Raw genomic sequence first — 25,393 nt, forward strand, 5'->3', positions numbered from 1 at the left:
TAAATATAGCGGGTTTAAAATTACAAGACTACAGAAACATGTAAATCAAACGGGTCTAAATTTACAAGACTTCCGAAACGTGTAAATGAAAGGGCTTCAAATTTACAAGACTTTCGAAACGTGTAAATGAAAGGGCTTTAAATTTACAAGACTTCGAAAACGTGTAAATCAAAGGCCTCCAAATTTACAAGACTACATAAACGTGTAAATCAAAGGGCTCTTTATTTACAAGACTCCGTAAACGTGATAAACCGACGCCCTCCGTTTATCAAGAAAGATGAAACGTGATAAACCAACTGCCTCTGTTTATCAAGAATACCGAAACGTGATAAACCGACGGCCCCCGTTTATCAAGAAAGCGGAAACGTGATAAATGAACGGCCTCTGTTTATCAAGAAAGAGAAAACGTGATAAATGAACGGCCTCCGTTTATCAAGAAAACGGAAACGTGATAAACCGACGGCCTCCGTTTATCAAGACTGCGAAAACGTGATAAACCGACGCCCTCCGTTTATCAAGAAAGATGAAACGTGATAAACCGACGGCCCCCAAAATTACAAGATCCCACAATCATGCAAACCTACGACCGCCCCTCAAAGCAGTCCAAAGAAGCGCCGTGCTTCTTTGCTCCTCATTGAACCTGATTAATCTAAGTGATTCGTATACTCTAAGTCTTTAACACGATTACGTGCAGCTAAAACTTTATCTGCCTTAACAAGGTCTTCGTATTGCTTAACGTTCTGTTCGATTTGTTCTACTGAGCTAGCGCCTGTAATGATAGAGCCCATAGCGTTGAACGATCTTAAGTAGCTGAATGACAAGCTAGATAAATTATGGTCTACCTCTTTAATAGAAGCAATTGTTTCGTCTAACGTTTCGTAATCGTAGTCGAAAATACCATCTTTAAATTTACGGTCTAGCACGTCGTTGCTTTTCTCAGTGAGAAGACCTTTAAATACAGGACCGCGTGCAAGTACTTTCACTTCATTAGCATGAACTTTGTCCATCAGTGATTCAGGGCGATTGTCGATAAGGTTGAATTGAGACATTAACGTTTCAATATCGCTATGTTCAAGGTAGTAGTTAATCACATTCGGGCGAATAGACGAAATACCATAAGCTTTCACATAGCCTTCTTGTTTCAATTCATCAAAAGCACTAATCGTTTCATCTAACGGATCGTCAATCGTACCACCGTGTAGTTGATATAAATCAAGGTGATCGAGTTGAAGACGTTTTAGAGAACCTTTAACGCTTTCTTTAATATACTTTTTAGAAGGGTCCCAAAACGTTTCGCCATTATCTTTAAGATGATTACCGACTTTCGTACCAATCACGATATCGTCGCGGTCTTGGTACGGCTTCAACGCTTCACCGACAATTTCTTCATTAATCCCTTTATCATAAATGTCAGCGGTATCAAAATAGGTAATACCGAGTTCTAAGGCACGTTCGATAATTTCTGTAGCATATTTTTTGCCAGTACCTAAACTCATACAACCTAAGCCTAACTCAGAAATCTCAATACCGCTCTTTAAAGTATTCTTTTGCATGGACAAGCTCCTTTCGTTATCATTTACTTAACATGTATTCAGTTTATCATATGAAACAACTAATCTTAATTAAAAGGGAACGTGATGTAAATGTCTAACAATGAACCTACATTAAATAAAGAGGTCATTTATAATGGAAAGATTATCGATGTCGAGTTACACGAGGTCGAACTGCCTAACGGTAACACATCAAAGCGTGAAGTCGTGTATCACAATGGCGCAGTGGCAGTATGTGCATTAAATGCGGATAACGAGGTTATTCTCGTGAAGCAATTTCGTAAACCTCTTGAAAAGCCCTTAGTCGAAATTCCTGCTGGTAAGCTTGAAAAAGGTGAAGATCGTGAAGACGCAGCGAAGCGCGAATTAAAGGAAGAAACAGGCTATGAAGCAGAATCACTAACATTAATTGCAAATTCATACGGCACACCGGGCTTTTCAAATGAATTAATCTCAATATACATGGCAGAGGGTTTAACGAAAGGTGAAGTGGATTTAGATGATGATGAGTTTGTCGAACATATCACGCTTCCAATTGATAAAGTAAAAGAAGCCTTACAAAACCAGGAGTTTGAAGACGCTAAGACAATTATAGCTTTACAATACCTTTTATTAAATTATAATCATTATAAATAAAAGACAGAGATTTGTTGCAATAATTCTCATTAACTGGTAATTTATTAGATGTAAATTATTTAATTGAGAATCATTATAAACATTAGAAGAGGAGTGAGGCTTCCGTGGAAGAACGTTTAGATCGCGTGAAGCAACAATTACAACAATCATCATATAAACTCACACCACAACGTGAAGCGACTGTTACTGTATTAATTGAAAATGAGGCTGACCACTTAAGCGCTGAAGATGTTTATCTTAAAGTTAAAGATAAAGCCCCTGAAATTGGACTTGCTACAGTATATCGTACATTAGAGCTTTTAGCGGAATTAAAAGTGGTTGATAAAATTAACTTTGGTGATGGCGTCGCGAGATTCGATTTAAGAAAAGAAGGTGCCAAGCACTTCCACCATCATTTAGTATGCATGGAATGCGGCAGCGTCGATGAAATAGAAGAAGATTTATTACCTCAAGTTGAAGACAAAGTAGAGAAAGACTTTAACTTTAAAATTATTGACCATCGTTTAACATTTCACGGCATCTGTGATTCATGTCAACAAAAAGGTAAGTAACTTAGAGACGCGAGGTGCGATTCATGCAAGAGATCATTTCAGAATACTTAAAGTTCATTCAATTAGAAAAAGGCCTCAGCGACAATACAATAGGCGCTTATCGTCGAGACCTCAATAAATATCGAGAACTCCTTGAAGAAAAGAAAATCAGTCATATCGACTTTATCGACCGTAAAGTCATTCAGGACTGTTTACTCACATTAAGAGAACAAGGTCGCCAAGACAAATCGATCGCAAGGTTTACGTCTACAATTCGTAGCTTTCATCAGTTTGCCCTGCGTGAAAAGTACGCGGCTAATGACCCTACAGTACTTATCGAAACGCCCAAATACGAACGTAAATTACCAGACGTGTTATCGATTGATGATGTTGAAAGGCTACTTCAAGTACCAGACTTAAATAAGAACAACGGTTATCGTGACCGTACAATGCTAGAACTCCTTTACGCTACAGGTATGCGTGTGACGGAATTGATAGAGCTCGAAATCACGAACGTCAATCTACTTATGGGCTTTGTCAAAGTCTTTGGTAAAGGTGATAAAGAACGTATCGTTCCGTTAGGCGATACCGTGATTGATTATCTCGACACGTATATCGAATACGTGCGACCGAATTTGCTTAAGCAACATATGACGAACATTTTATTTCTCAACACGCACGGTAAGCCTTTAACACGACAAGGTATTTGGAAGATTATGAAACAGACTGCTTTAAAAGCAGGTCTTAAGAAGAATTTAACGCCGCATACGTTAAGACATTCGTTTGCGACGCATCTCCTTGAAAATGGGGCTGACCTACGTGCTGTACAAGAAATGCTAGGTCATTCAGATATTTCAACAACACAACTTTATACGCATGTCTCTAAATCACAAATTCGTAAGATTTATAACGAATATCATCCGAGAGCATAGAAGAACCGAGCAATCCACGTTGCTCGGTTTTTTTATATTATTTCTCCTGATGTCGTTGTCGGTAGGCTTGATCTCGAGCGTCGACAACGGGTTGACGATCTCTTTTTAAATGATGATGAACGATATAGTGATCCTCGATAGGTGTCATATTGTTCTGAAAGGATGGGTATTTCTGCATTAACAAACGTTGAAAGGTTTCTGTTAAAGGCAGACTTATCGGCGCATAAGGCTTTTGCTGATGGGAAGCTTCAATGAGATGATCGAGTGTTTCGAGATATGCATTGATATCGATACCTAGCAGTTCTTGATCCTCAACGCCATCAATCACATGCTTAGCCTTTCTAAAAGAACGGTAAGCGCCTTTATAGTTATGTCGTCGATAATGATAACAACCCGTCGCAAGCAGGATAAGTGACACGACAGGATCGTCTTTAGTGAAGCTTTGATTGTCTTTCCAAGCTTCCTCTAAAATATCGTGACATAAAAAATAATGTCTTGAATGATGAAATTCGTAATAAAATTCTAATAAAGCATCTTTCATAAAACATTCTCTCCAAAATTTATTGTTCTTAACAAACATGCTATAATATTTTATTGAAATATGCATTCAACTTGCAAAGATGAAGGAGAAACTATGTACGAAGTTAAATTAGATGCCTTCAATGGACCACTCGATTTACTATTACATTTAATTAAAGAATTTGAAATCAATATTTATGATATCCCCATGAAATCACTTACTGAACAATATATGCAGTACATCCATGCGATGAATCGCCTTGAAATCAATGTTGCAAGTGAATATCTCGTTGTTGCGAGCGAACTTCTCATGATTAAAAGTAAAATGTTATTACCTCAACACGACGCTGATGACCTTGAAGAAGAGGACCCGCGTGATGACTTAGTAGAACGTTTGATTGAGTATCAGAACTACAAAGAATATACGGAAATTTTAAGTCAATATAAAACAGATCGCGAACAGTATTTCTCAAAGCCACCATCTGACTTATCACACTTGGAATCACAAGAAACGTGGGATGAAAATGAGACAATCGATTTAACGGAACTTATTATCGCGTATCAGCGTATCAAAAACCGTGTCGCGCTATCTAAACCAACTACGGTTAACGTCCATAAAGAAACGTTTACCATTCAAGAAGCAACTTCTAAGTTTAATGACCGTTTAAAAGAACACGAATCTTTTAATTTCTTCCAACTTTTTACGTTTAAAGAAAGTTTAGAAGTTGTCGTCACACACTTTCTTGCCATGTTAGAATTGTCTAAATCCGGTATTATTAATATCGAACAAGAGAAGAATTTTACCGATATTGAAATCTTTAGAGGTGTAAACTATGAGCATTCCTAATTCAGGCATCCTAGAAGCCTTGCTGTATACGGCAGGCGACGAGGGGTTAGATACGAAACAACTATGTGAGATACTTGAAATAGATGAGCAAACATTACTTCAATTAGTCGAAGATTATAGCCGTGAAGGGCTTTTGATACAGAGATATGGGTCGAAGCTTGTCTTAACAACGTGTGAGGCTGCGAAACCCTACATTGAAAAGCTCATTGAGCGTTCTTCAAAGATGAAATTGTCACAAGCTGCTATGGAAACGTTATCGATCATTGCGTATAATCAACCTGTTACACGAAGTGATATTGAAATGATTCGTGGTACGAATTCAGATGGTGCCGCTAAAACGTTGATTGCTAAAGGCTTGATTGAAGCTAAATCAGAAGAACAGTCCCGAAGCCAACAATTATATACAACGGATTTATTTTTAAATGTATTTGGTATAGAACATATAGATGAGTTGCCAACGACGGATGAAGATGAAGAAGAAATTGAATCATTTTTCAACAATCTCGTAAATCAGAAAGGAGAACATAATGAGTAACGAACTTGAAAGATTACAAAAACGTATCGCTAACAGTGGTTATACGTCACGACGTAAGGCAGAAACGCTTATTGTCGAAGGAAAGGTACAGGTGAACGGTGAAACGGTCACAGAACTTGGTACAAAAGTAAAAGAAAGCGATGAGGTTAGCGTTGAGGGCGTGCCTTTAGAGCTTGAAGATAAAATATATATCCTCTTTAATAAACCAACGCAAGTAATTACAAGTGTATCTGATGACCGTGGTCGTACGGTTGTGACAGACTACTTTGATGATTTAGAAACACGCATTTATCCTGTAGGTCGCCTGGATTACGATACAGGTGGCGTGTTGCTTTTAACGAATGATGGGACATTCACAAACTTAATGACGCACCCACGTTATAAGATTAAGAAGAAATATGTTGCGAAGCTTAAAGGTTATTTAATGCGTGAAGAAGTTGCCCAGCTTGAAAAGGGGATTAAACTCGATGACGGCATTACACAGCCTGCAGCAGTGAAGATCAAGCGTCAAGATAAAGAGAAGGATACCACACATGTTGAGATTACGATTTCAGAAGGGCGTAATCGCCAAGTTCGACGCATGTTTGAATACTTTGGTCATAAAGTGTCTAAGTTAACACGTATTCAATTTGGTCCCCTCGATTTAAAAGGACTCAATGCCGGTGAAGGACGCGTATTATCACCTCACGAAGTTAAAACATTACGTCAATTAGCCGAAAATGGTAGTTTAAAATAGCGCTTACAAAGTTTGATAAATTTTTCACAAACTTGTCCTAATTTCCATTTATTAACGTTATAATATGATATAATATAATTGTAATATATGATTAGGCAGCGTTATAGGAGGATGAAATTATGACTAAAGAACTTCTAGTCGTAGATGATGAAGAAAGAATTAGAAAATTATTGAAGATGTATTTAGAGAGAGAATCTTACGTCATTCACGAAGCAAGTGATGGTGAGGAAGCATACAATATGGCGCTTAAGCATAACTACGCTTGCATTATTTTAGATTTAATGTTGCCTAAGATGGATGGTATCGATGTGGCGAAAAAACTTCGCGTAGAAAAAGATGTACCTATCGTCATGTTGACGGCTAAAGGCGAGGAGAATAACCGTGTAGAAGGGTTCGAATCAGGTGCGGATGATTATATCGTGAAGCCTTTCTCACCACGTGAAGTCGTGTTACGTATTAAAGCATTATTAAGACGTACTGAAGATGTGACAACAGAACAAGAAGAGCCTACAACGAGAGATTTAATCGAATTTAAGCACCTTGTGATTGATAATGATGCACACCGTGTACTTGCAGATGACAAGCCTGTTAATCTAACACCTAAAGAATATGAATTACTCATCTTCTTAGCTAAGACACCAAACAAAGTTTTCGATCGTGAACAATTACTCAAAGAAGTTTGGCACTATGAATTCTACGGTGACCTTCGAACTGTAGATACGCATGTTAAACGTTTACGTGAAAAACTTAATCGCGTCTCACATGATGCTGCAACAATGATTCAAACAGTATGGGGCGTAGGTTATAAGTTCGAGGTAGACGAAAATGATGAAACGGCTGAATAGCGTCGTTGTAAAACTGTGGTTAACTATTATGTTAATAGTAACGACAGTTTTAATTTTATTAAGTGCCGCTTTAATCACATTTATTTCTTATTATTATACCAAGGAAACAGAACAGAGTCTTTTCGTCGATGCGAAACGTGTCAGTGAGTTAATGGAATCATCAGACGATAAAGAAGCTGTTATCAAGCAAAGTCATGCTTTAATCGAAGGTCCTGAAGGGTTAATTATATTTCCTTATAAAGATACGTCGCGTTCGGACGATAAGACAGAACTTAAGCGACGCATGTTAAACGAAATCGAAGCTAATGATGCGTATAAACGTGTCATTGATCATGATGAAACGCACATTCAACACGTGTCGATTAACTATAAAGGCAAAGAACGTACGTATGTGTTGGTAGGGTATCCATCCCAAGACGCTCAGAATAAGAAGAGTGCCGTCTTTATTTATCAAGATTTAAAGAGTATAGAGGATACCACAAATGTGATAACAATCATTATTCTCATTACCGCGTTATTATCATTGTTCTTAACAACAATATTCGCCTTTTTCCTATCAACGCGTATTACGAAGCCTTTACGTCAGATGCGTTCTCAGGCAAATAAGCTTGCGAAGGGTGAATACCATGAGAAGATTCATGTGAATACGAAGGACGAAATAGGCGAGCTAGCACTTACATTCAACAAGATGAGTTCTGAAATACGTTCACACATTAGCACGATTACGTCTGCTAAGCACGTTAGAGACACGTTAATCGAATCTATGATTGAAGGTGTGCTTGGCATTAATGCGAAGAAAGATATCATTTTATCGAATAAACTCGCACATTCCATCTTACTTCAAATGACTGAAGACGATGAACGTCGATTTAATGCGCAAATCGATGACACATTTGAGTCTGAAGAAGTGACGTTTAAAGAATATGAAATGTTCCAACGTTATTATGTTGTCATTATGAGCTTCATCGAGAACATCGATCACAGCAATGAGTGCGGCATCGTAGTTATTATTCGTGATATGACGAATGAGCATAATCTTGACCAATTGAAAAAGGACTTTATAGCTAATGTCTCACATGAGCTGCGTACCCCAATTTCATTGCTACAAGGTTATACTGAGGCCATCGTCGACGGTATTGTAAGCGAACCAAATGAAATACGTGATTCGTTATCTGTTGTGTTAGATGAGTCTAAACGACTGAATCGCTTAGTGAATGAGCTCTTAAATGTGGCGAAAATGGACGCTGAAGGGTTATCTATGGATATCACGAAACAACCAATAGATGTGCTTGCAGATAAAATCGACATGAAGTATCAACAACAAATTGATCAACTTGGTCTTAAGATGAACATCGATATCGAAGCGAACATGGACGATTGGTATTACGATATTGATCGCATGGATCAAGTCGTGACGAACCTATTAGATAACGCGACACGTTATACAGAGCCTGGTGATACGATAACGATTACAGCCTTTGAAGATTCATCAAATTATGTACTTTCAATTGCCGACACAGGTGCAGGTATTTCACCTGAACATTTACCGTTAGTGTTCGATCGTTTCTACAAGGTTGACGCTTCACGTAAACGTGGTAAACAAGGTACAGGGCTAGGACTCTTTATTTGTAGAATGATTATTGAAGAACATGGTGGTCAAATTACGGCTGACAGTAAGTATGGCCAAGGTACAACATTTAAAATCATCTTGCCTAAACAACCTAAATCAATACAAAATAATCAATCATAAAATCATATTGTCTTTAACTAAAGATTGATTTAATATATAAAATAATAAATGCTTTATTTCGAATGTAACTAGTTTAAAGATAATAACGTTTGTCTAGGGATAATACTTGTTAATTTGTGTTATTACCTAACTTAATCTTATTTCGTAAATAATTTCCTAACAGCTGACTCCTAGGGGTGGGGTCCCCGGCAAAGAAATTTGCGTAAGCAAATTATCAAGCTATACAAGCCGGGGCTTAAGCGTGGTACAAAGTAGCAATGCTACTTTGTAAGTCCAACTAGCAAACTGGAAGTTTGAGTTGGACTTTAGAGACTACAGGCTCAGGCCACGCCCCAGGAAAGCATGCTGTTTAAGGAAATTATTAAGAATTTTATAACTTACAACCAAATCAAATAATAAATTCATCTTCGGGGTCGGGTGCAATTCCCAACCGGCAGTAAATTAAGCCTGCGACCTGCATAATCTAATTATGTGGCTGATCTAGTGAAATTCTAGAGCCGACAGTAAAGTCTGGATGGGAGAAGATGGAGGTTATTTCGCATGCATTTTAACCTCCTATTCTTACGAGATGAATGGGAGGCTAATTATGGAAAAGAACCAAACACGTAAACTTATTATGATTGGCATGTTAAGTGCGATAGCGTTTGTACTCATGTTTATTAAATTCCCGCTACCGTTCTTACCGCCTTATTTAACAATTGACTTTAGTGATGTACCAGCACTCATCGCGACATTCACTTTTGGTCCGCTTGCTGGCATATTAGTGGAATTTATCAAAAACGTATTAAACTTTTTAATTAATATGGGTGACCCAGTTGGTCCCGTCGCAAACTTCTTGGCAGGCAGTACGTTAATCCTAGTCGCGTATCTCATATATAAAAAGAAACGCTCTATGAAGTCATTAGTATCAGGCTTAATCGTTGGTACGGTTATGATGACACTTGTATTAAGTATCTTAAATTACTTTGTATTGTTGCCATTATACGGTTACATCATGAACTTAGGCGACGTTGTAAAGAATTTAAAAGTAATTATCGCAGCTGGAATTATTCCATTTAATTTAATTAAAGGTATACTCGTTTCACTCGTTTTCTTACTTCTATTCAAACGTTTGAAACCATTCCTTAAAAAATACGAATCATAGTGGCTAGATTATAATAAAAATTTCTCAAACAGCATGCTTTCCTGGGGCGTGGCCTGAGCTTGTAGTCTCAGAACGCACGCTTCTCCCCTAGAAGTCAGCTGGTTGAGAAATTTTACCTAAACCTAAATAATTATTTAACTTATAATCTATAAACTATGTAACATATAACAAAAGAGCTAGGACGCACATAGAGAATCTCTTCCTCTAAAGCGTTCTAGCTCTTTTAATTAGGTTAATGTCGTACCGACCAATCAACCTTATTCATATTTTAATGCGTCACCATCGAATGGTTTATCTTCAACTTTGATTGAATCTGTTGGACAACCTTCGAATGCATCATCCATATCTTCGTATAATTCTTCAGGAATTTCAGCCGTACCTTGGTTATCGTCTAGTGTTACGTATGCGATACCCTCGTCATCGTAATCATATATATCAGGCGCAGCAGCACCACAAGCGCCGCATGCGATACATGTATCCATGTCAACTATAGTATATTTAGCCATTATTTTCGCCTCCTTTTAAAAAAATGCTAAACTAACTTATAATACATATAATATTTTAGTCATTGTACTTATAATTTTCAATACTTTCGTTTCAACAGAATAAGGAGTTATATCATGGAAAGAGCCGTCCAAATTTTAAAACAACGTACATTTAATTATAAGACTGAAAAAAGTATCTTTAATATTATCACAGGTAAAAAATCTCATCAAACGTTTTTCGATGCGTGTATACAAGATACACTTCCTTTATATCAAAGTATGCCGAATCTCAATAGCCAAACGTTTCTACAATTGTTACAAAGTTCTGACAATACGTCTGACTCGCTACCGAAATTGTTTGGTCACACGTATATGAGTATGCGCGATACGTTTACAACCATTCAATTACTTGTTCAAGTTGTATCGCAATATATTAGCGATAATGCGAAGTACTTACCCATTACGTCTAATCTTAATATCCAACAGAAGGTCAAAGGGCTTTTCAAGGAGATGAAAGAAGAGGAGACGATATCACAACTTGAAGACGAGTTGATGACCTTATTTGAAGTTTTAGAATCTGAGCTTGAGGTACCGCTCTTGCATTATTATTTAGACGGGTATGATGAGCATGCGTACACGAGGCAGCAGGTGAGTTTAATCACGTCCTTGTCACTTAAAGAAGTGTGGTTTCATGAACTCATAGCGCTTCATCATTTAGTTAAGGCCATTTCAAACCAGGATACGTATCCTTTATTGAGTCGTTGTGTCGAGAAGCCGACGCTCTTGCATCAAACCTTTACGACGTATCAGCAGCTATTGAAAGAACCTGATGTGAAGATTGAGGACATGGCGGCGCGTAAAAACGTTAAACCAAACACAATTGAAGATCACATCCTCGAACTCTTTATTAAAGGTTATCTCCATGACTTTAGACCCTATGTACCGAGTGAAGGTTATGCTGATTTAAAGGCCGCTTTTTTAAAAGCCCCAAACCAACGACTTAAATATTTTAAGGAAGCATTCCCAGACTGGTCGTACTTTCAAATTAAAATGGCATTTGTGAAAGTGAGAAAGGAGGTATATGATGCATCTCGAAAATGAATTACGTCGTTACTTTGGCTTTGAACATTTTAAGCCAGGTCAAGAAGCGATTATTGAAAATGTGATAAAGGATACGCATACGCTAGGTGTACTACCAACTGGTAGTGGTAAGAGTTTATGTTATCAGTTGCCGACGTACATCAAACAAAAACCAACGCTCATTATATCGCCATTAATTTCACTCATGGATGACCAAGTTGCGCAGATGAAGATGAACGGTGAAGAACGCGTTATTCAAATTCATTCAGGTTTATCAGAAAGTGAGCGTTACCAGCATTTAAAGCGACTACATTCGAGTCGATTTATCTACATGAGTCCTGAATTCTTGTTGCAACCTCATAATTTAAGACGTATTGAAAATATTGACTTTGGCTTAATCGTGCTTGATGAGGCGCACTGTATTTCAGAGTGGGGCTATGACTTTCGACCGCACTATGTATTAATACAGAAGGCGATCAAACGCTTTAAAAATGCGACGATTTTAGCGCTAACTGCGACAAAGCCACCTTATTTAGCTCAAGATTTAGAGCGCGTACTTGGTCTTGAACTCAATGAAATTATGACGACGATGAACCGCGACAATATCATGTTAAGCCACCGTAATTGTTGTGACCAAGAGGAAAAGATGGAATGGTTAACAAAGCAACTTTCGGAATCAGGACCAACAATAGTTTATGTCTCGTCGAAGAAAATGTGTCATGAAATTGCGAAACGTATTTATGAAGCTGGTTACTTAACGGGTATTTACCATGCTGACTTATCCTATGAGGAACGTTTTACTGTGCAACAACAGTTTTTAGCTAACGATATTTCAATTATAGTTGCGACAAGTGCGTTCGGTATGGGAATTAATAAGAAAGACATTCGAACAATTATTCACTTTCACTTACCAGCTAACCCTGCGAACTACTTACAAGAAATCGGTCGTACAGGTCGTGATGGCGGTTTAAGCCAAGCAATCAGTTTATATCAACCGGACGATTACTATTTACTTGAAACGTTAATCTTTAGCGATATGATTACGTCAGCCGATATCGAGCAATTTGAGTTAGGTACACAGTTACCTGAACCTAAGCACGATCAACTTTCATTATTAAGCGAGAACTTTTCAATTAGGGAATTAAAACATATCTTTGAGACGACTAATTTAAGAAAAGAAGAAGCTTTGATGAAAATGATGGAATATACACGTCTTAATTCTTGTCGAAGAACGTATTTACTTTCTTACTTTAATGATCAATGTGAGCAAGCTGAGTACTGTTGTGACAACTGTGATAACATCATTCCGATACAAGCATTCAATCGCAAAAAGGTTCTCATGCAGTATAAATATAGTGACAAATTAAAAAGTCTATTTCTTAAATAGCTTTTGCTTTTAATAACAATTCAAAGTGGATATAATACAGGTATCATCTTTAGTTTTTTCAAATTTTTATATTATTTCTAATTGAACAACCATTCTTTAGGGTAAAAGACTACAAATACATATGAAAGGGTGAAACTATTGTCTAGAGATAATTTCAAGGACGATTTCGAACGCAATCGTCAAGCAATTAATCCAGAAGACACTAACCACGACTTAGATCGCGGTGAAGACAAAGGATTTAATGACTCATTTAATAACAATGAACAACCTTACCCACCACGAGGTGCACAAAGAAGACAACGCAGAAGAGATACTGCAACACGAAACAATCAAAACGACAAACAAGAATTCGAAGATGGCAGAAACGAACATCACGATGACCGTCGTGTCGAAGATAAACACTTAGATCGCGACAATCGTGACAATGAACGTTTCGATGATGACCGTCATGTGGAAGATCATCATGATGATAAACAATCTAAAGGTAAAAAAGCAGGATTATTTGGTGGAGCTGGTGCTGTTGGAGCAGGCGCTGCAGCGAACAAAAAACATAAAGATGACTTAGAACACGATCATCCAACAGAACATAATGATAAAGCTGTTCGTCCTGACAAAGATGAAGACATCAAACATGACGATGATAAAAAACATAGTAATAAGAAAAAAGCTGCTGCCGGTGCAGGTGCCGCTGGAGCGGGCGCTGCTGGAGCTGGATTTGCAGCAAACAAAAACCGTCATGACGACCATGACCGTCACGATGACTATGATCGCCGTGATGAGCATGATGATCGTGACTATGACGATTATGATGATGACGATAGAGATAAAGGCGGCGGTTGCCTTAAAAAATTATTACCTTTATTATTAGCATTATTATTACTTGCAGCACTAGCTATTTGGGGTGCTACGCAATTATTTGATGGCGACGACAAGAAGAAAGAAGATAACAAAACTGAACAAACTGATAAAAAATCTGACGAAGAAAAAGATAAAGATAAAGACAAATCTTCTGAAGAAAAATCTGACGAAGAAAAATCAGATGAGCAAAAATCTAACGAAGATAAGTCTTCTGAAGAATCATCTAAAGACAAATCATCTGAAGAAGATTCATCAGATGAAGAAGGATCTAACGTAGGTCAACAAGCTGGAACAGCTGCTGGCGCTGGTGCAGCAGGTGCAGGTGCTGCTAATGCTGGTCAATCTGATCAAGCTAATGCAAACCAAGGTAACCAAGGCCAACAAGGTCAGCAAGGTAACCAAGGTCAACAAGCTGGCCAAGCTCAACAAGGCCAACAAGGTAACCAAGGTCAATCTGGTCAACGTGTTCACACAGTTTCAGGTAACCAAAACTTATATCGTATCGCTATCCGTTACTACGGTGAAGGTACACCTGAAAATGTTGACAAAATCCGTAGCGCTAACAACATTCAAGGTAATAACTTAAGCAACGGTCAACGTTTAGTTATTCCTGAATAATAAATGTTTTATTGAGCTAGGGCATATCAATTGCCTTAGCTCTTTTTTTATATGCGCAAATAAATGTTTTGATATACTAATTTAAATTATATTCAATTAAGCCAGTCTTTTTTGATTTTAAACGGGTACTGTTATAATATTAGTTGTGGTAAAAAGGAGGATATTTTATGAAAACCGTTGAAAGTATTATTATTGGCGCAGGTCCGTGTGGCTTAAGCGCAGCTATCGAGCAAAAGAAAAAGGGTATCGAAACATTAGTTATCGAAAAAGGGAATGTAGTAGATGCAATTTATAACTATCCGACACATCAAACCTTCTTTTCATCAAGCGAAAAATTAAGCATTGGTGATATACCGTTTATCGTTGAAGATAGCAAACCTAAACGTAATCAAGCACTTGTTTATTACCGTGCAGTTGTAAAACATCATCAGTTAGATGTAAACCCATATGAAGAGGTATTAACCGTTAAGAAGATGAATGATAAATTCACTTTAACGACAACGAAAGACGTTTATCAATGTCGTTTCTTAATCGTTGCTACAGGTTATTATGGTCAACACAATTCTTTAGAAGTAGAAGGTGCGAACTTACCTAAAGTACATCATTACTTTAAAGAAGCACATCCATTCTTTGACCAAAATGTAGTCATTATTGGTGGTAAAAACTCTGCAGTTGATGCTGCATTAGAACTTGAAAAAGCAGGTGCCCATGTAACGGTACTATATCGTGGTGCAACGTATTCTAAATCAGTAAAACCTTGGATTTTACCTAACTTTGATTCACTCGTTAAACACGACAAAATTACGATGAAGTTTAATAGTGTTGTGACTAAAATTAAAGAAGATACAGTTGAGTATGAGGAAAATGGTGAGACACACACAATTCCTAATGATACCGTATTTGCGATGATTGGTTATCATCCTGATTATGATTTCTTAAAACAAATTGGTATTGATATTAATACAAACGAATTTGGTACGGCTCCGGTTTATAATCGAGAGACTTACGAAACGAACGTACCTAATTGCTATATTGCGGGTGTCATAGCGGCAGGTAATGATGCGAATACCATCTTTATTGAAAATGGTCGCTTCCACGGTGGTGTCATTACGCAGTCAATTTTGACAAAGCGTCAAACACCACTTGAAACTTAATTGATAACTACCTCGATTTGGCCGAACATAATCGATACAATATATTTTCAAGCACGCAAAAAGGCTTGGGATGCACCGTGACATCACGATGTATCTCAAGCCTTTAATCTATTTAAGATATTCCCATTTAGAATTACTCATCAAAGTAAGTGTTTAGTTGATCATGCGTATAATCATTACTTAAACCTACTAGAAGTTTCAAGCGTGCTTTGGCACCGTTTAAACCGTTCGAGAAGATAACACCTTTTTGTTGAAGTTGATAGCCACCGCCATCATACGCATATATCGCACCTACGATTCCATTAAATGAACGTGAAACAAGCACAATTGGTATTCCTTTATCACGACAATGATCGAGACCTTCGATACAACTTGGTGGTAGGTTACCTTGACCTAGTGCTTCAATGACAATACCGTCAACTTCTTGTTCTGCATAGAAATCAAAGATATCCTTATTAATGCCCATATACGCCTTTATTAAAGGTACGTTCAAATTTGAATTGATATGATCTAAAATGGTATGTGGATATGGTCTATGGTGGAATAAAACACCACTTTTCGTCACTACACCAAGTGGTCCATGGTTTGGACTTTGGAACGTATTTGTATTAGATGTGTGCGTTTTAGTAACGTTACGTGCTGTATGAATTTCATCGTTAAAGACTACCATTACACCTTTATCGTATGAATCTTCAGCAGTCGCTACTCTAATAGCAGATATAAAATTGTATAAACCATCTGAACCAATTTCATTTGATGAACGCATTGCACCTGTTATCACGATAGGACGCTTAATACCTACATTTAAATCAAGTAAGAAAGCTGTTTCTTCAAGCGTATCTGTACCATGCGTTATCACGTAACCATCGTAGTCATTGCTTTCGTCAGCAGTTAGAATAATGCGTTGTAAAATTTCGACATGTTCAGTCGTCATATGTGGAGAAGGAACATTGAAAGGTGTTTCTTCAACAATCTCTGCATACGATTGAATGATATCTTTGTGAGTTGTGATTGGGTTGTGTTCGTTTGTAACTACTTTCTTCGATTCATCTTCAGACATACTAATCGTGCCACCAGTATGTAATACTAATAGTCTCTTCATGAAACTTCCTCCTATTAATCGCATTCTTTTTTATGATAAAATAATCGTATTAAAACAACAAGGTAGGTTTATTAAATGAGCAAAATAAATATCGCATTAGATGGACCAGCTGCTGCAGGTAAGAGTACGATTGCGAAGTTACTTGCGTCAAAATTATCTATGATATATGTAGATACAGGTGCAATGTATCGTGCGATTACATATTATTATTTACAAGAAAATGGTTCAACAGAAACAAATTTTTACGATTTAGTAAATCGTGTTTCAATTCATTTAAAATATGATAAAGAAAAAGGGCAAAGGGTTATACTAAATGATCAAGATGTGACAGATTATCTTCGTGAAAATGATGTTACAAATCATGTCTCATTTGTCGCGTCTCAAGAGCCTGTTCGTACGTTCTTAGTCGAAAGACAACAATTAATGGCTAAAGAAAAGGGTATTGTAATGGATGGGCGAGACATTGGTACAACAGTACTGCCTGATGCAGACTTTAAATTTTACATGATTGCTTCGGTAGAAGAACGCGCTAAACGTCGTCAAATTGATAATGAAGCTCGCGGAATTGAATCTAACATTGAAACTTTAAAAGATGAAATTAAAGCGCGTGATGAATTTGATATGAATCGTGACATTTCACCGCTTAAAAAAGCGGAAGATGCCATAACGATTGATACGACTGGTTTAAGTATCGAAGAAGTCACACAAAAAATCTTAGGATATGTTGTGTAAAATTTGAATGTTATAAAAATTCGATTTTAATTTCTTGACAATTAGTCTGCTTTATAAGATGTTATAAGTATGTAGACGTATAAGGAGGCATTCAAGATGACTGAAGAATTCAATGAATCAATGATTAAAGAAATTAAAGAAGGAGATAAGGTAACCGGTGAAGTACAACAACTCGAAGACAAACATGTTGTTGTATCTGTTAATGGTGGTAAATACAATGGTATTATCCCAATTAGCCAGCTATCAACGCACCACATCGAAAATGCGAGTGATGTAGTGAAAGTTGGAGACGAAATCGGTGCTTATGTTACAAAAATCGAAGTTGATGAGGAAAACGAAAGTGGTAGTTACATACTTTCTAAACGTCAACTTGAAGAAGAAAAATCATATGAATTTCTTAAAGAAAAACAAGATAACGACGAAACAATCGAAGCAAAAGTTACAGAAGTTGTTAAAGGTGGATTAGTTGTTGATGTTGGCCAAAGAGGTTTCATTCCTGCATCCCTCATCTCTACTGATTACATTGAAGACTTCTCTGATTATGATGGGAAAGTTCTTGAACTTAAAGTAGAGGAACTTGATCCTGAAAATAATCGTGTCATCCTAAGCCGTAAAGCTGTTGAAGCCATCGAGAATGAGAAGAAAAAAGAACAGTTACTTGATTCAATCCAAGCTGGGGATGTGCTTGAAGGTAAAGTTGCACGTTTAACTAACTTTGGTGCATTTATTGATTTAGGTGGCGTTGACGGTCTTGTTCACGTATCAGAACTTTCTCATGAACACGTTAAAACTCCAGACGAAGTTGTAGAAATTGGTCAAACAGTTAACGTGAAAGTTCGTTCAGTAGAAAAAGACTCAGAACGCATCTCATTATCAATCAAAGACACTTTACCAAGTCCTTTTGAAACAATTAAAGAGAAATTCAACGAAGGCGATGTTGTTGAAGGTAAAGTTATGCGTTTAGCTAACTTTGGTGCGTTCGTTGAAATTGGTGCTGGCCTTCAAGGTTTAGTACACATCTCTGAAATTAGCCATAAACACATCGGTACACCTAACGAAGTCTTAGAACCAGGTGATACTGTAAACGTTAAAATCTTAGGTATTGACCAAGAGGAAGAACGTATTTCACTTTCAATCAAAGCAACTGAAGAAAAAGAAGAATCAAACGAAAGTGATGAAGAAACAACTCAATCTTATACGACTAGCCAAGATTCAAACGAGGATAACCCAACTATCGGGGATATGTTCGGCGACAAACTTAAAGATTTAAACTTATAAGTTTCATAAAATAAATGATAACGTCTATGCAATTTGATGATTACGACATGTTATGCGTCATCAATAAGTATTGTATAGACGTTTTTTATTGGTTCAATCTTTGTTTCTCTACTAGTAAAAGTCCTTTCAATACGCTATCCTTTTTCAAAAAATGACAAGTTCACCAGTCAAACTTGTGAGCGAACGTTAGAATAGGGCTGCATTCAAGAAAGTACCTGTTCTAAAGGGCTTTTCAAAAAGAAGAAACGAAACTGAGTAATGTACTGAACCTTATATTTTCTTTTTTATTCATATCCCGTATGGTAGAATAATAGAGATATTTTAAGAGAGGGAGAATGGTTATGACAAAACCAATCGTAGCAATTGTTGGTAGACCTAACGTAGGTAAATCCACAATTTTCAACCGTATTGTTGGTGAACGTGTCTCTATCGTTGAGGATACACCTGGTGTGACGCGTGACCGTATTTATTCAAGCGGTGAATGGCTTACAGATGAATTTAATATTATAGATACAGGCGGTATTGAAATCAGTGACGCACCTTTCCAAACGCAAATTCGTGCGCAAGCTGAAATCGCCATAGATGAAGCAGACGTTATTATCTTCATGGTTAATATTCGTGAAGGTTTAACACAAGATGATGAAATGATCGCGCAAATGCTTTACCGTTCAAATAAACCTGTCGTACTCGCGGTAAACAAAGTAGATAATCCTAAAATGCGTGCAGAAATTTATGACTTCTACGCTTTAGGATTCGGCGAACCATTCCCAATTTCAGGTTCTCATGGACTTGGTTTAGGTGACTTATTAGATGAAGTTAAAAATCATTTCAAACGTGAGGAAGAGGACCCATATGATGAAGATACAATTAAGTTATCAATCATTGGCCGTCCGAACGTTGGTAAATCAAGCTTAGTTAATGCGATTCTCGGTGAAGAACGTGTTATCGTATCGAATGTCGCGGGAACAACGCGTGACGCGATTGATACGGAATATACGTTCGACGATCAAGACTACGTATTAATCGATACAGCGGGGATGCGTAAGAAAGGTAAAGTATATGAGTCTACAGAGAAGTATTCTGTACTTCGTGCTTTAAAGGCCATCGAACGTTCAAACGTTGTTCTTGTCGTGATTGATGCGGAACAAGGTATTATCGAACAAGATAAGCGTGTTGCAGGTTATGCCCATGAACAAGGTAAAGCAATTGTGATTGTTGTCAATAAATGGGATACTGTAGAAAAAGAGAACAACACGATGAAGAAATTCGCGGATAAGGTCCGTAACGAATTTCAATTCTTAGATTATGCGCAGATCGCCTTCGTTTCAGCAAAACAAAAGCAACGTTTACGTACAATTTTCCCTTATATTAAAGAAGCGAGCGAAAATCATAAGAAACGTGTTAAAAGTTCTACTTTAAACGAAGTGGTAACAGATGCCGTATCTATGAACCCAACACCTACTGATAAGGGTCGTAGACTTAACATCTTCTATGCGACTCAAGTTGCGATAGAACCACCAACGTTTGTTATATTCGTAAATGATGTCGAATTAATGCACTTTTCATATAAACGTTACCTTGAGAATCAGATCCGACAAGCATTTGGTTTCGAAGGTACACCTGTACATCTAATTCCTAGACGCAGAAACTAATTGGAGGGGATTCTATGACAAATATTACTGTACTCGGTATGGGCAGCTTTGGTACTGCATTAGCCAATGTCCTTGCCGAAAATGGTAGTAATGTTTTAATGTGGGGGAAATCTGAACAAAGCGTCAACGATTTAAACACTAAGCACCGTAACACGAAGTATCTTAAAGATATCGATTTAGAGCCATCTATTAAAGCAACGTCTAACTTAGATGAAGCTGTTCGTCATGCAGATGTGTACGTTGTCGCGCTACCTACAAAAGCGATTAGACAGGTATTAACCGATGTGAACGACAAGCTTGATTCTAAGAAGACATTTATACACGTTGCTAAAGGTATTGAGAACGATACCTTTAAACGTGTGTCTGAAATGATCGAAGAAACGATTTCACCTGAATACTTTGAAGGTGTTGGTGTCTTATCTGGACCGAGTCACGCTGAAGAGGTTGTTGTTAAACAACCTACAACCGTTGCAGCATCATCTAAACAACACCGCATTAGTCAATTAATTCAAGATTTATTTATGAATGAATATTTACGCGTATATACAAATGACGATTTAGTCGGTGTTGAACTTGGCGGTGCCTTAAAGAATATCATTGCTTTAGCAAGTGGTATCGTGAGCGGAATCGGTTATGGCGATAACGCCAAAGCTGCTTTAATGACGCGTGGTTTGGCTGAAATTAGTCGCCTCGGTGAAAAGCTCGGTGCCGACCCTATGACATTTTTAGGTCTAGGTGGTATAGGTGACTTAATCGTGACGTGTACCTCTACGCACTCACGTAACTACACGTTGGGATATAAGCTCGGACAAGGTTTAACGTTAGAAGAAGCTTTAAATGAAATGAACATGGTTGTAGAAGGTGTATATACAACGAATTCAGTTTATAATCTCGCTTTAAGAGAAGACGTAGAGATGCCAATTACGGAAGCTTTATACCGTGTTTTATTCGAGGATGCACCTGTTAAAGACAGTGTCAAAGCACTCATGGGTAGAACGAAGAAGTCAGAATAATGTGTTATATTACAATTTTCTTGAATTTGGTAACAAATTTCTTGAAAATGTGTTCAAATCAACGTTTTTAAGCACATAAATCGTTGCAGATACTGATAACACTGTGTTAAAGTCATACCATAATGATATAACCTTATATCATTACATAACCTTCCGGGAGGTGAATTGACATGAACAAAACTGACTTAATCAACGCTGTTGCTGATCAAGCGGACTTAACTAAAAAAGAAGCTGGTCAAGCAGTTGATGCCGTTTTCGAATCAATTCAAACATCACTATCAAAAGGTGAGAAAGTACAATTAATTGGTTTCGGTAACTTTGAGGTACGTGAGCGTGCTGCACGTAAAGGACGTAACCCTCAAACTGGTAAAGAAATTGACATTCCTGCAAGCAAAGTTCCAGCTTTCAAAGCAGGTAAAGCTCTTAAAGACGCTGTAAAATAATAACGCATAAAAAGGCCCTTTTATAAGGGCTTTTTTTATTGGTTCTAAATCAATTACGGTTGTTTAAGGTTTAATTTAGTTTTCTTAACAGCTGACTCCTAGGGGTGGGGCCCACGGTACAGTTAATGAACAAAGTAGTTGTGCTACTTTGTAAGTCCAACTAACGTACTGTAAGTACGAGTTGTACTTTACAGGAAAGCATGCTGTATAAGGAATTGTTCTAAATGTCCTACCTATGTCAAACAACAATCTTAAATATTAATAAACTTAATTTAAAATAAGGAATGTCATCTTAATCCAGATATTTAAACGTTTTATGAATAATTACGATTTTTAATTTCGTAACGATAATGTTATTATGGATAGTGATTATAACTTGAGGTGTGGGACATGGATTCTATAATGACATTATTTAACAAACAAATTAAAGACGTTTTAAGTGATATTAATTACAATGAACCAATTATTGTAAACGAGCCGTTGAGTGAGGTACTAGATACATATCATCTTCCGACTGAAGCTAAACTTTCATGTCTCATGATAGATACTGCAATGAATTTGTTAGATTCAATCTCATTTGATCATACATCGAAGCACTCGATATTAATTGGGGATTTATTGAGCGCGCATTATTATACGATTTTAGCTACGTTTAACGATTTGACTTTTCAAAAGAGAATGAGCGAAGCCATCATTAAATCTAACGAATTGAAATCATATATTCACCATCACAAACTTGATACACCTACACTAATCGATACAATTATCGAAATTGAGACAATCTTTCCACAAACCGCGTTCCAGACGTTCGACGTTGACTATAGACAAGACGTATTCTTACAACTTGCATATAAACGACTCACAGACTATCATCCAGATTATTTGAATCACTTATCTGATGAAGCCTACCAAGAACTCATTGACGTAGTTTCCAACGATTATATAAAAGTAGAGGGTAATAAATCATGACTAAAAATAAAGCGAATAAAGAACAAGTTCATACCGTATTCCAAAATATTTCAACGAAGTACGATACTTTAAATAACATTATCAGCTTCGAGCAACATAAGATCTGGCGTAAAAAGATTATGAAAGAAATGAAGGTTCAATCAGGTTCTACTGCATTAGATGTATGTTGTGGTACGGCTGATTGGACGATTGCGTTAAGTAAAGACGTTGGTCCAGACGGCGAGGTTATTGGGCTAGACTTTAGTGAGAATATGCTTGAAGTCGGCAAAGAGAAAACGGTTGATATGGCGAATATTAAGCTTATCCAAGGCGACGCGATGTCATTACCATTTGATGATAACGAATTTGATTACGTTACGATTGGTTTCGGATTACGTAATGTGCCGGACTATAAGGCTGCTTTAGCGGAGATGTACCGCGTCTTAAAACCAGGCGGCATGGTCGTATGTCTTGAAACGAGTCAACCAACGATGCCTGTATTTAAGCAACTGTATCGATTATACTTTAAATTTGTAATGCCGATATTTGGTAAGATATTCGCTAAATCTCAAGCTGAGTATGAATGGTTGCAGCAATCAACGTTCGATTTTCCTGACAAAAAGACCTTAAAGCGTATGTTTGAAGAAGTTAACTTTAAGGATGTTAAAGTGCGTAGCTTTACAGGTGGCGTTGCTGCGATGCATTTAGGTTATAAAGAAAACAGTACTTCAAAAGGTGATTAATGTGTCAAAGATTAACATGAACAGTGAAATTAAGAAGATTGAGAAACAACTAAAAAAAGAAGTGAGTAGTGCTGATCACACACTTAATGACACAAGTCATCACCTACTTGATTCTGGCGGTAAACGTGTACGCCCACTGTTCGTCATTCTAAGTAGCCAGTTTGGAACGAAGGTTAATGACGAAAGTTATCGTGTTGCAGTCGCGCTTGAACTGATTCATATGGCGACTTTAGTTCATGATGACGTTATTGATAAAAGCGATAAACGTCGTGGTCGCCCGACGATCGTTAAGAAATGGGATCAACCAACTGCAATACTTACGGGAAATTTTCTGCTCGCACGTGCTCTAGAATACATCTCTTCGATTGATAACCAAGCGATTCATACGACATTGTCTAAAGCGATTGTAGAAGTATGTCGCGGTGAGTTGTTTCAATTTGAAGATCAATTTAATGGTAAACAAACGATTACGAATTACCTCAGACGCATAAATCGTAAGACAGCGTTACTGATTCAACTTGCTACAGAACTTGGCGCTATGTCATCACATTCAACGGATGAGACCGTATATCGTTTGAAGATGATTGGTCACTATATCGGAATGAGTTTCCAAATTGTCGATGATATTCTCGATTTCACAAGTACCGAGAAGGCATTAGGGAAGCCTGTAGGTAGCGACCTCATGAATGGTCATATCACGTTACCAGTACTGTTAGAAATGCGCAAGGATGCAAACTTTAAAGCACGTATTGAGGCGCTTCATGCGGAATCAGAACCTAAAGAGTTCGATGCGATTATTAAGCGTGTTAGACAATCAGCGTCGATTGATGAGTCTAAGGCCATTAGTCAGCGTTATTTAGACAAAGCGATTCAATTATTGAATGAGCTTGAAGATAATCACGCTAAAGTTTTAATCGAGAAATTGATACACCGTATGGGTAAACGTACAGCTTAATGTACGATCAAAGATAAATTGATGTGCCAGTGGGTGTCGTAACGTCCGCTGGTTTTTGTTTGAGTATTTTTCTTTAAATGCGTGCGTGTTTTGAAAGGGCTTTTGCTAATGAAGATTGAAGGGTATAAAGATTCCACTTCTCATCCTTGAAAAGCCCTCTAAGCGTAGCGTTGAGATGACTTGATATTTAGAATTGAATGAATAATTAAATAATGATACTATTAATGAGAAATACATAATTGAAATAGGGGGATTTATCCATGGAACGTACGTTTCTTATGCTTAAACCAGATGCAGTTCAACGTAATTTAATCGGAGAAGTTGTATCACGCTTAGAAAAGAAAGGCTTAAAATTAGTAGGCGCTAAATTAATGACTGTACCTAAGTCTTTAGCTGAAGAGCACTACAAAGAGCTTTCTGACAAACCATTCTATGATGGATTAATTTCATTTATTACATCAGCACCTGTATTTGCGATGGTTGTTGAAGGGGAAGATGTTGTTAACGTAACACGTACAATTATCGGTAGTACAAATCCAACAGAAGCAACACCTGGTACAATTCGTGCTGACTACGGTTTAACTGTAGGCCGTAACGTGATTCACGGTTCTGACTCAAATGAATCAGCTGAACGTGAAATTAACTTATGGTTCAACGAAGATGAATTAACGGATTACAAATCTATCCAAGAACCATGGATTTACGAATAATACGCAATTAAGTTTGGAAGCTAAGACGATGAGTCTTAGCTTTTTTATAATTCATAAAATTTCTTAACAGCATGTTTTCATTTTAGTATGCAAAATAAAACAATTCTATCAAAAAGCAAGCTTTCCTGTATAGTCCAACTCAAACTTCAGTTTGTTAGTTGGACTTACAAAGTAGCTATGCTACTTTGTACCATGCTCAACCCCCAGCTCT

The 25,393-nt window shown here is 37.3% G+C and carries 26 protein-coding genes and 1 riboswitch; of the genes, 22 read left to right on the forward strand and 4 right to left on the reverse strand.

Features of this window, described 5'->3' with window-relative positions; translation table 11 throughout:
• Nucleotides 1–644: 644 nt before the first annotated feature.
• Nucleotides 645–1,553, reverse strand: a complete 909-nt coding sequence (locus A33S_RS0102220; RefSeq protein WP_009382466.1) for an aldo/keto reductase — start codon at nt 1,551–1,553, stop codon at nt 645–647.
• A 90-nt stretch (nt 1,554–1,643) separates the two neighbouring features.
• Here A33S_RS0102220 and A33S_RS0102225 point away from each other — a divergent pair, with 90 nt between their 5' ends.
• The 3 genes from A33S_RS0102225 to xerD all read left to right on the forward strand — a co-directional run bounded on the left by A33S_RS0102225 (nt 1,644) and on the right by xerD (nt 3,648).
• Nucleotides 1,644–2,186: an NUDIX hydrolase gene (locus tag A33S_RS0102225; RefSeq protein WP_009382464.1), complete on the forward strand. Its 543-nt coding sequence runs from the start codon at nt 1,644–1,646 to the stop codon at nt 2,184–2,186.
• A 104-nt stretch (nt 2,187–2,290) separates the two neighbouring features.
• Nucleotides 2,291–2,737, forward strand: coding sequence for a ferric iron uptake transcriptional regulator (gene fur, locus A33S_RS0102230; protein WP_009382462.1), 447 nt, complete (start codon nt 2,291–2,293; stop codon nt 2,735–2,737).
• Between the two features lie 23 nt (nt 2,738–2,760).
• Nucleotides 2,761–3,648, forward strand: coding sequence for a site-specific tyrosine recombinase XerD (xerD, locus tag A33S_RS0102235; RefSeq protein WP_009382461.1), 888 nt, complete (start codon nt 2,761–2,763; stop codon nt 3,646–3,648).
• Between the two features lie 37 nt (nt 3,649–3,685).
• Here xerD and A33S_RS0102240 read toward each other — a convergent pair whose 3' ends face one another.
• Entirely contained in the window at nt 3,686–4,189 is a 504-nt protein-coding gene (locus A33S_RS0102240; RefSeq protein ID WP_009382460.1) for a DUF309 domain-containing protein, read from the reverse strand.
• A gap of 93 nt (nt 4,190–4,282) precedes the next feature.
• On the opposite strand from A33S_RS0102240, the gene A33S_RS0102245 reads away from it, so the two are divergent.
• The 6 genes from A33S_RS0102245 (at nt 4,283) to A33S_RS0102270 (ending at nt 10,024) form a co-directional block, all read left to right on the forward strand.
• A complete protein-coding gene (locus A33S_RS0102245; RefSeq protein ID WP_009382458.1) occupies nt 4,283–5,014 on the forward strand; it encodes a segregation and condensation protein A in 732 nt (243 codons plus the stop codon).
• Nucleotides 5,001–5,549 (forward strand): SMC-Scp complex subunit ScpB, encoded by a 549-nt coding sequence (gene scpB / locus A33S_RS0102250; protein ID WP_017176506.1) that lies wholly within the window; start codon nt 5,001–5,003, stop codon nt 5,547–5,549. Before A33S_RS0102245 ends, scpB begins: the two co-directional genes overlap by 14 nt.
• A complete protein-coding gene (locus tag A33S_RS0102255; RefSeq protein WP_009382455.1) occupies nt 5,542–6,285 on the forward strand; it encodes a pseudouridine synthase in 744 nt (247 codons plus the stop codon). The genes scpB and A33S_RS0102255 overlap by 8 nt, the downstream gene beginning before the upstream one ends.
• A 119-nt stretch (nt 6,286–6,404) precedes the next feature.
• Nucleotides 6,405–7,130: a response regulator gene (locus A33S_RS0102260; protein WP_009382453.1), complete on the forward strand. Its 726-nt coding sequence runs from the start codon at nt 6,405–6,407 to the stop codon at nt 7,128–7,130.
• Entirely contained in the window at nt 7,111–8,880 is a 1,770-nt protein-coding gene (locus A33S_RS0102265) for an ATP-binding protein (protein ID WP_017176507.1), read from the forward strand. The genes A33S_RS0102260 and A33S_RS0102265 overlap by 20 nt, the downstream gene beginning before the upstream one ends.
• Nucleotides 8,881–9,279: 399 nt before the next feature.
• A riboswitch (FMN riboswitch) is annotated at nt 9,280–9,410 on the forward strand.
• A gap of 56 nt (nt 9,411–9,466) precedes the next feature.
• The gene (locus A33S_RS0102270) at nt 9,467–10,024 is read left to right on the forward strand and encodes an ECF transporter S component (protein ID WP_009382451.1); all 558 of its coding nucleotides are present in this window, start codon (nt 9,467–9,469) and stop codon (nt 10,022–10,024) included.
• 257 nt (nt 10,025–10,281) lie between these two features.
• On the opposite strand, the gene A33S_RS0102275 is transcribed toward A33S_RS0102270, so the two are convergent.
• Entirely contained in the window at nt 10,282–10,530 is a 249-nt protein-coding gene (locus tag A33S_RS0102275) for a ferredoxin (RefSeq protein ID WP_009382450.1), read from the reverse strand.
• 114 nt (nt 10,531–10,644) lie between these two features.
• On the opposite strand from A33S_RS0102275, the gene A33S_RS0102280 reads away from it, so the two are divergent.
• The 4 genes from A33S_RS0102280 to ypdA all read left to right on the forward strand — a co-directional run bounded on the left by A33S_RS0102280 (nt 10,645) and on the right by ypdA (nt 15,606).
• Nucleotides 10,645–11,610 (forward strand): helix-turn-helix domain-containing protein, encoded by a 966-nt coding sequence (locus A33S_RS0102280; RefSeq protein WP_009382448.1) that lies wholly within the window; start codon nt 10,645–10,647, stop codon nt 11,608–11,610.
• A complete protein-coding gene (locus A33S_RS0102285) occupies nt 11,594–12,976 on the forward strand; it encodes a RecQ family ATP-dependent DNA helicase (RefSeq protein WP_009382446.1) in 1,383 nt (460 codons plus the stop codon). Before A33S_RS0102280 ends, A33S_RS0102285 begins: the two co-directional genes overlap by 17 nt.
• A 129-nt stretch (nt 12,977–13,105) precedes the next feature.
• Nucleotides 13,106–14,452 carry a LysM peptidoglycan-binding domain-containing protein gene (locus A33S_RS0102290; protein WP_238537483.1) on the forward strand — a complete coding sequence of 449 codons (1,347 nt, stop codon included), beginning with the start codon at nt 13,106–13,108 and terminating at the stop codon, nt 14,450–14,452.
• A 167-nt stretch (nt 14,453–14,619) separates the two neighbouring features.
• A complete protein-coding gene (gene ypdA / locus A33S_RS0102295; RefSeq protein ID WP_009382443.1) occupies nt 14,620–15,606 on the forward strand; it encodes a bacillithiol disulfide reductase YpdA in 987 nt (328 codons plus the stop codon).
• 133 nt (nt 15,607–15,739) lie between these two features.
• Here ypdA and A33S_RS0102300 read toward each other — a convergent pair whose 3' ends face one another.
• Nucleotides 15,740–16,708, reverse strand: a complete 969-nt coding sequence (locus tag A33S_RS0102300; protein WP_017176509.1) for an asparaginase — start codon at nt 16,706–16,708, stop codon at nt 15,740–15,742.
• Nucleotides 16,709–16,783: 75 nt separating this feature from the next.
• On the opposite strand from A33S_RS0102300, the gene cmk reads away from it, so the two are divergent.
• The 9 genes from cmk to ndk all read left to right on the forward strand — a co-directional run bounded on the left by cmk (nt 16,784) and on the right by ndk (nt 25,182).
• Complete coding sequence (gene cmk / locus A33S_RS0102305) at nt 16,784–17,440, forward strand: (d)CMP kinase (protein WP_009382441.1); 657 nt, start codon at nt 16,784–16,786, stop codon at nt 17,438–17,440.
• A 96-nt stretch (nt 17,441–17,536) separates the two neighbouring features.
• Nucleotides 17,537–18,718 (forward strand): 30S ribosomal protein S1, encoded by a 1,182-nt coding sequence (rpsA, locus tag A33S_RS0102310; protein ID WP_009382440.1) that lies wholly within the window; start codon nt 17,537–17,539, stop codon nt 18,716–18,718.
• A gap of 341 nt (nt 18,719–19,059) precedes the next feature.
• Nucleotides 19,060–20,370, forward strand: a complete 1,311-nt coding sequence (gene der, locus A33S_RS0102315) for a ribosome biogenesis GTPase Der (RefSeq protein WP_009382439.1) — start codon at nt 19,060–19,062, stop codon at nt 20,368–20,370.
• 14 nt (nt 20,371–20,384) lie between these two features.
• A complete protein-coding gene (locus tag A33S_RS0102320; RefSeq protein WP_009382437.1) occupies nt 20,385–21,383 on the forward strand; it encodes an NAD(P)H-dependent glycerol-3-phosphate dehydrogenase in 999 nt (332 codons plus the stop codon).
• Between the two features lie 170 nt (nt 21,384–21,553).
• Nucleotides 21,554–21,826: an HU family DNA-binding protein gene (locus tag A33S_RS0102325; RefSeq protein ID WP_009382433.1), complete on the forward strand. Its 273-nt coding sequence runs from the start codon at nt 21,554–21,556 to the stop codon at nt 21,824–21,826.
• A 390-nt stretch (nt 21,827–22,216) separates the two neighbouring features.
• Nucleotides 22,217–22,795: a heptaprenyl diphosphate synthase component 1 gene (locus tag A33S_RS0102330; RefSeq protein WP_017176510.1), complete on the forward strand. Its 579-nt coding sequence runs from the start codon at nt 22,217–22,219 to the stop codon at nt 22,793–22,795.
• Entirely contained in the window at nt 22,792–23,517 is a 726-nt protein-coding gene (locus A33S_RS0102335) for a demethylmenaquinone methyltransferase (RefSeq protein ID WP_009382429.1), read from the forward strand. Before A33S_RS0102330 ends, A33S_RS0102335 begins: the two co-directional genes overlap by 4 nt.
• 1 nt (nt 23,518) lies before the next feature.
• Entirely contained in the window at nt 23,519–24,472 is a 954-nt protein-coding gene (locus A33S_RS0102340; protein WP_009382428.1) for a polyprenyl synthetase family protein, read from the forward strand.
• Between the two features lie 260 nt (nt 24,473–24,732).
• On the forward strand, nt 24,733–25,182 hold the full coding sequence (gene ndk / locus A33S_RS0102345) for a nucleoside-diphosphate kinase (RefSeq protein WP_009382427.1): 450 nt from the start codon (nt 24,733–24,735) through the stop codon (nt 25,180–25,182).
• Nucleotides 25,183–25,393: the final 211 nt, after the last annotated feature.

Origin of the sequence: Staphylococcus massiliensis CCUG 55927 (assembly GCF_000298075.1) — a bacterium.
GTDB lineage: Bacteria > Bacillota > Bacilli > Staphylococcales > Staphylococcaceae > Staphylococcus > Staphylococcus massiliensis.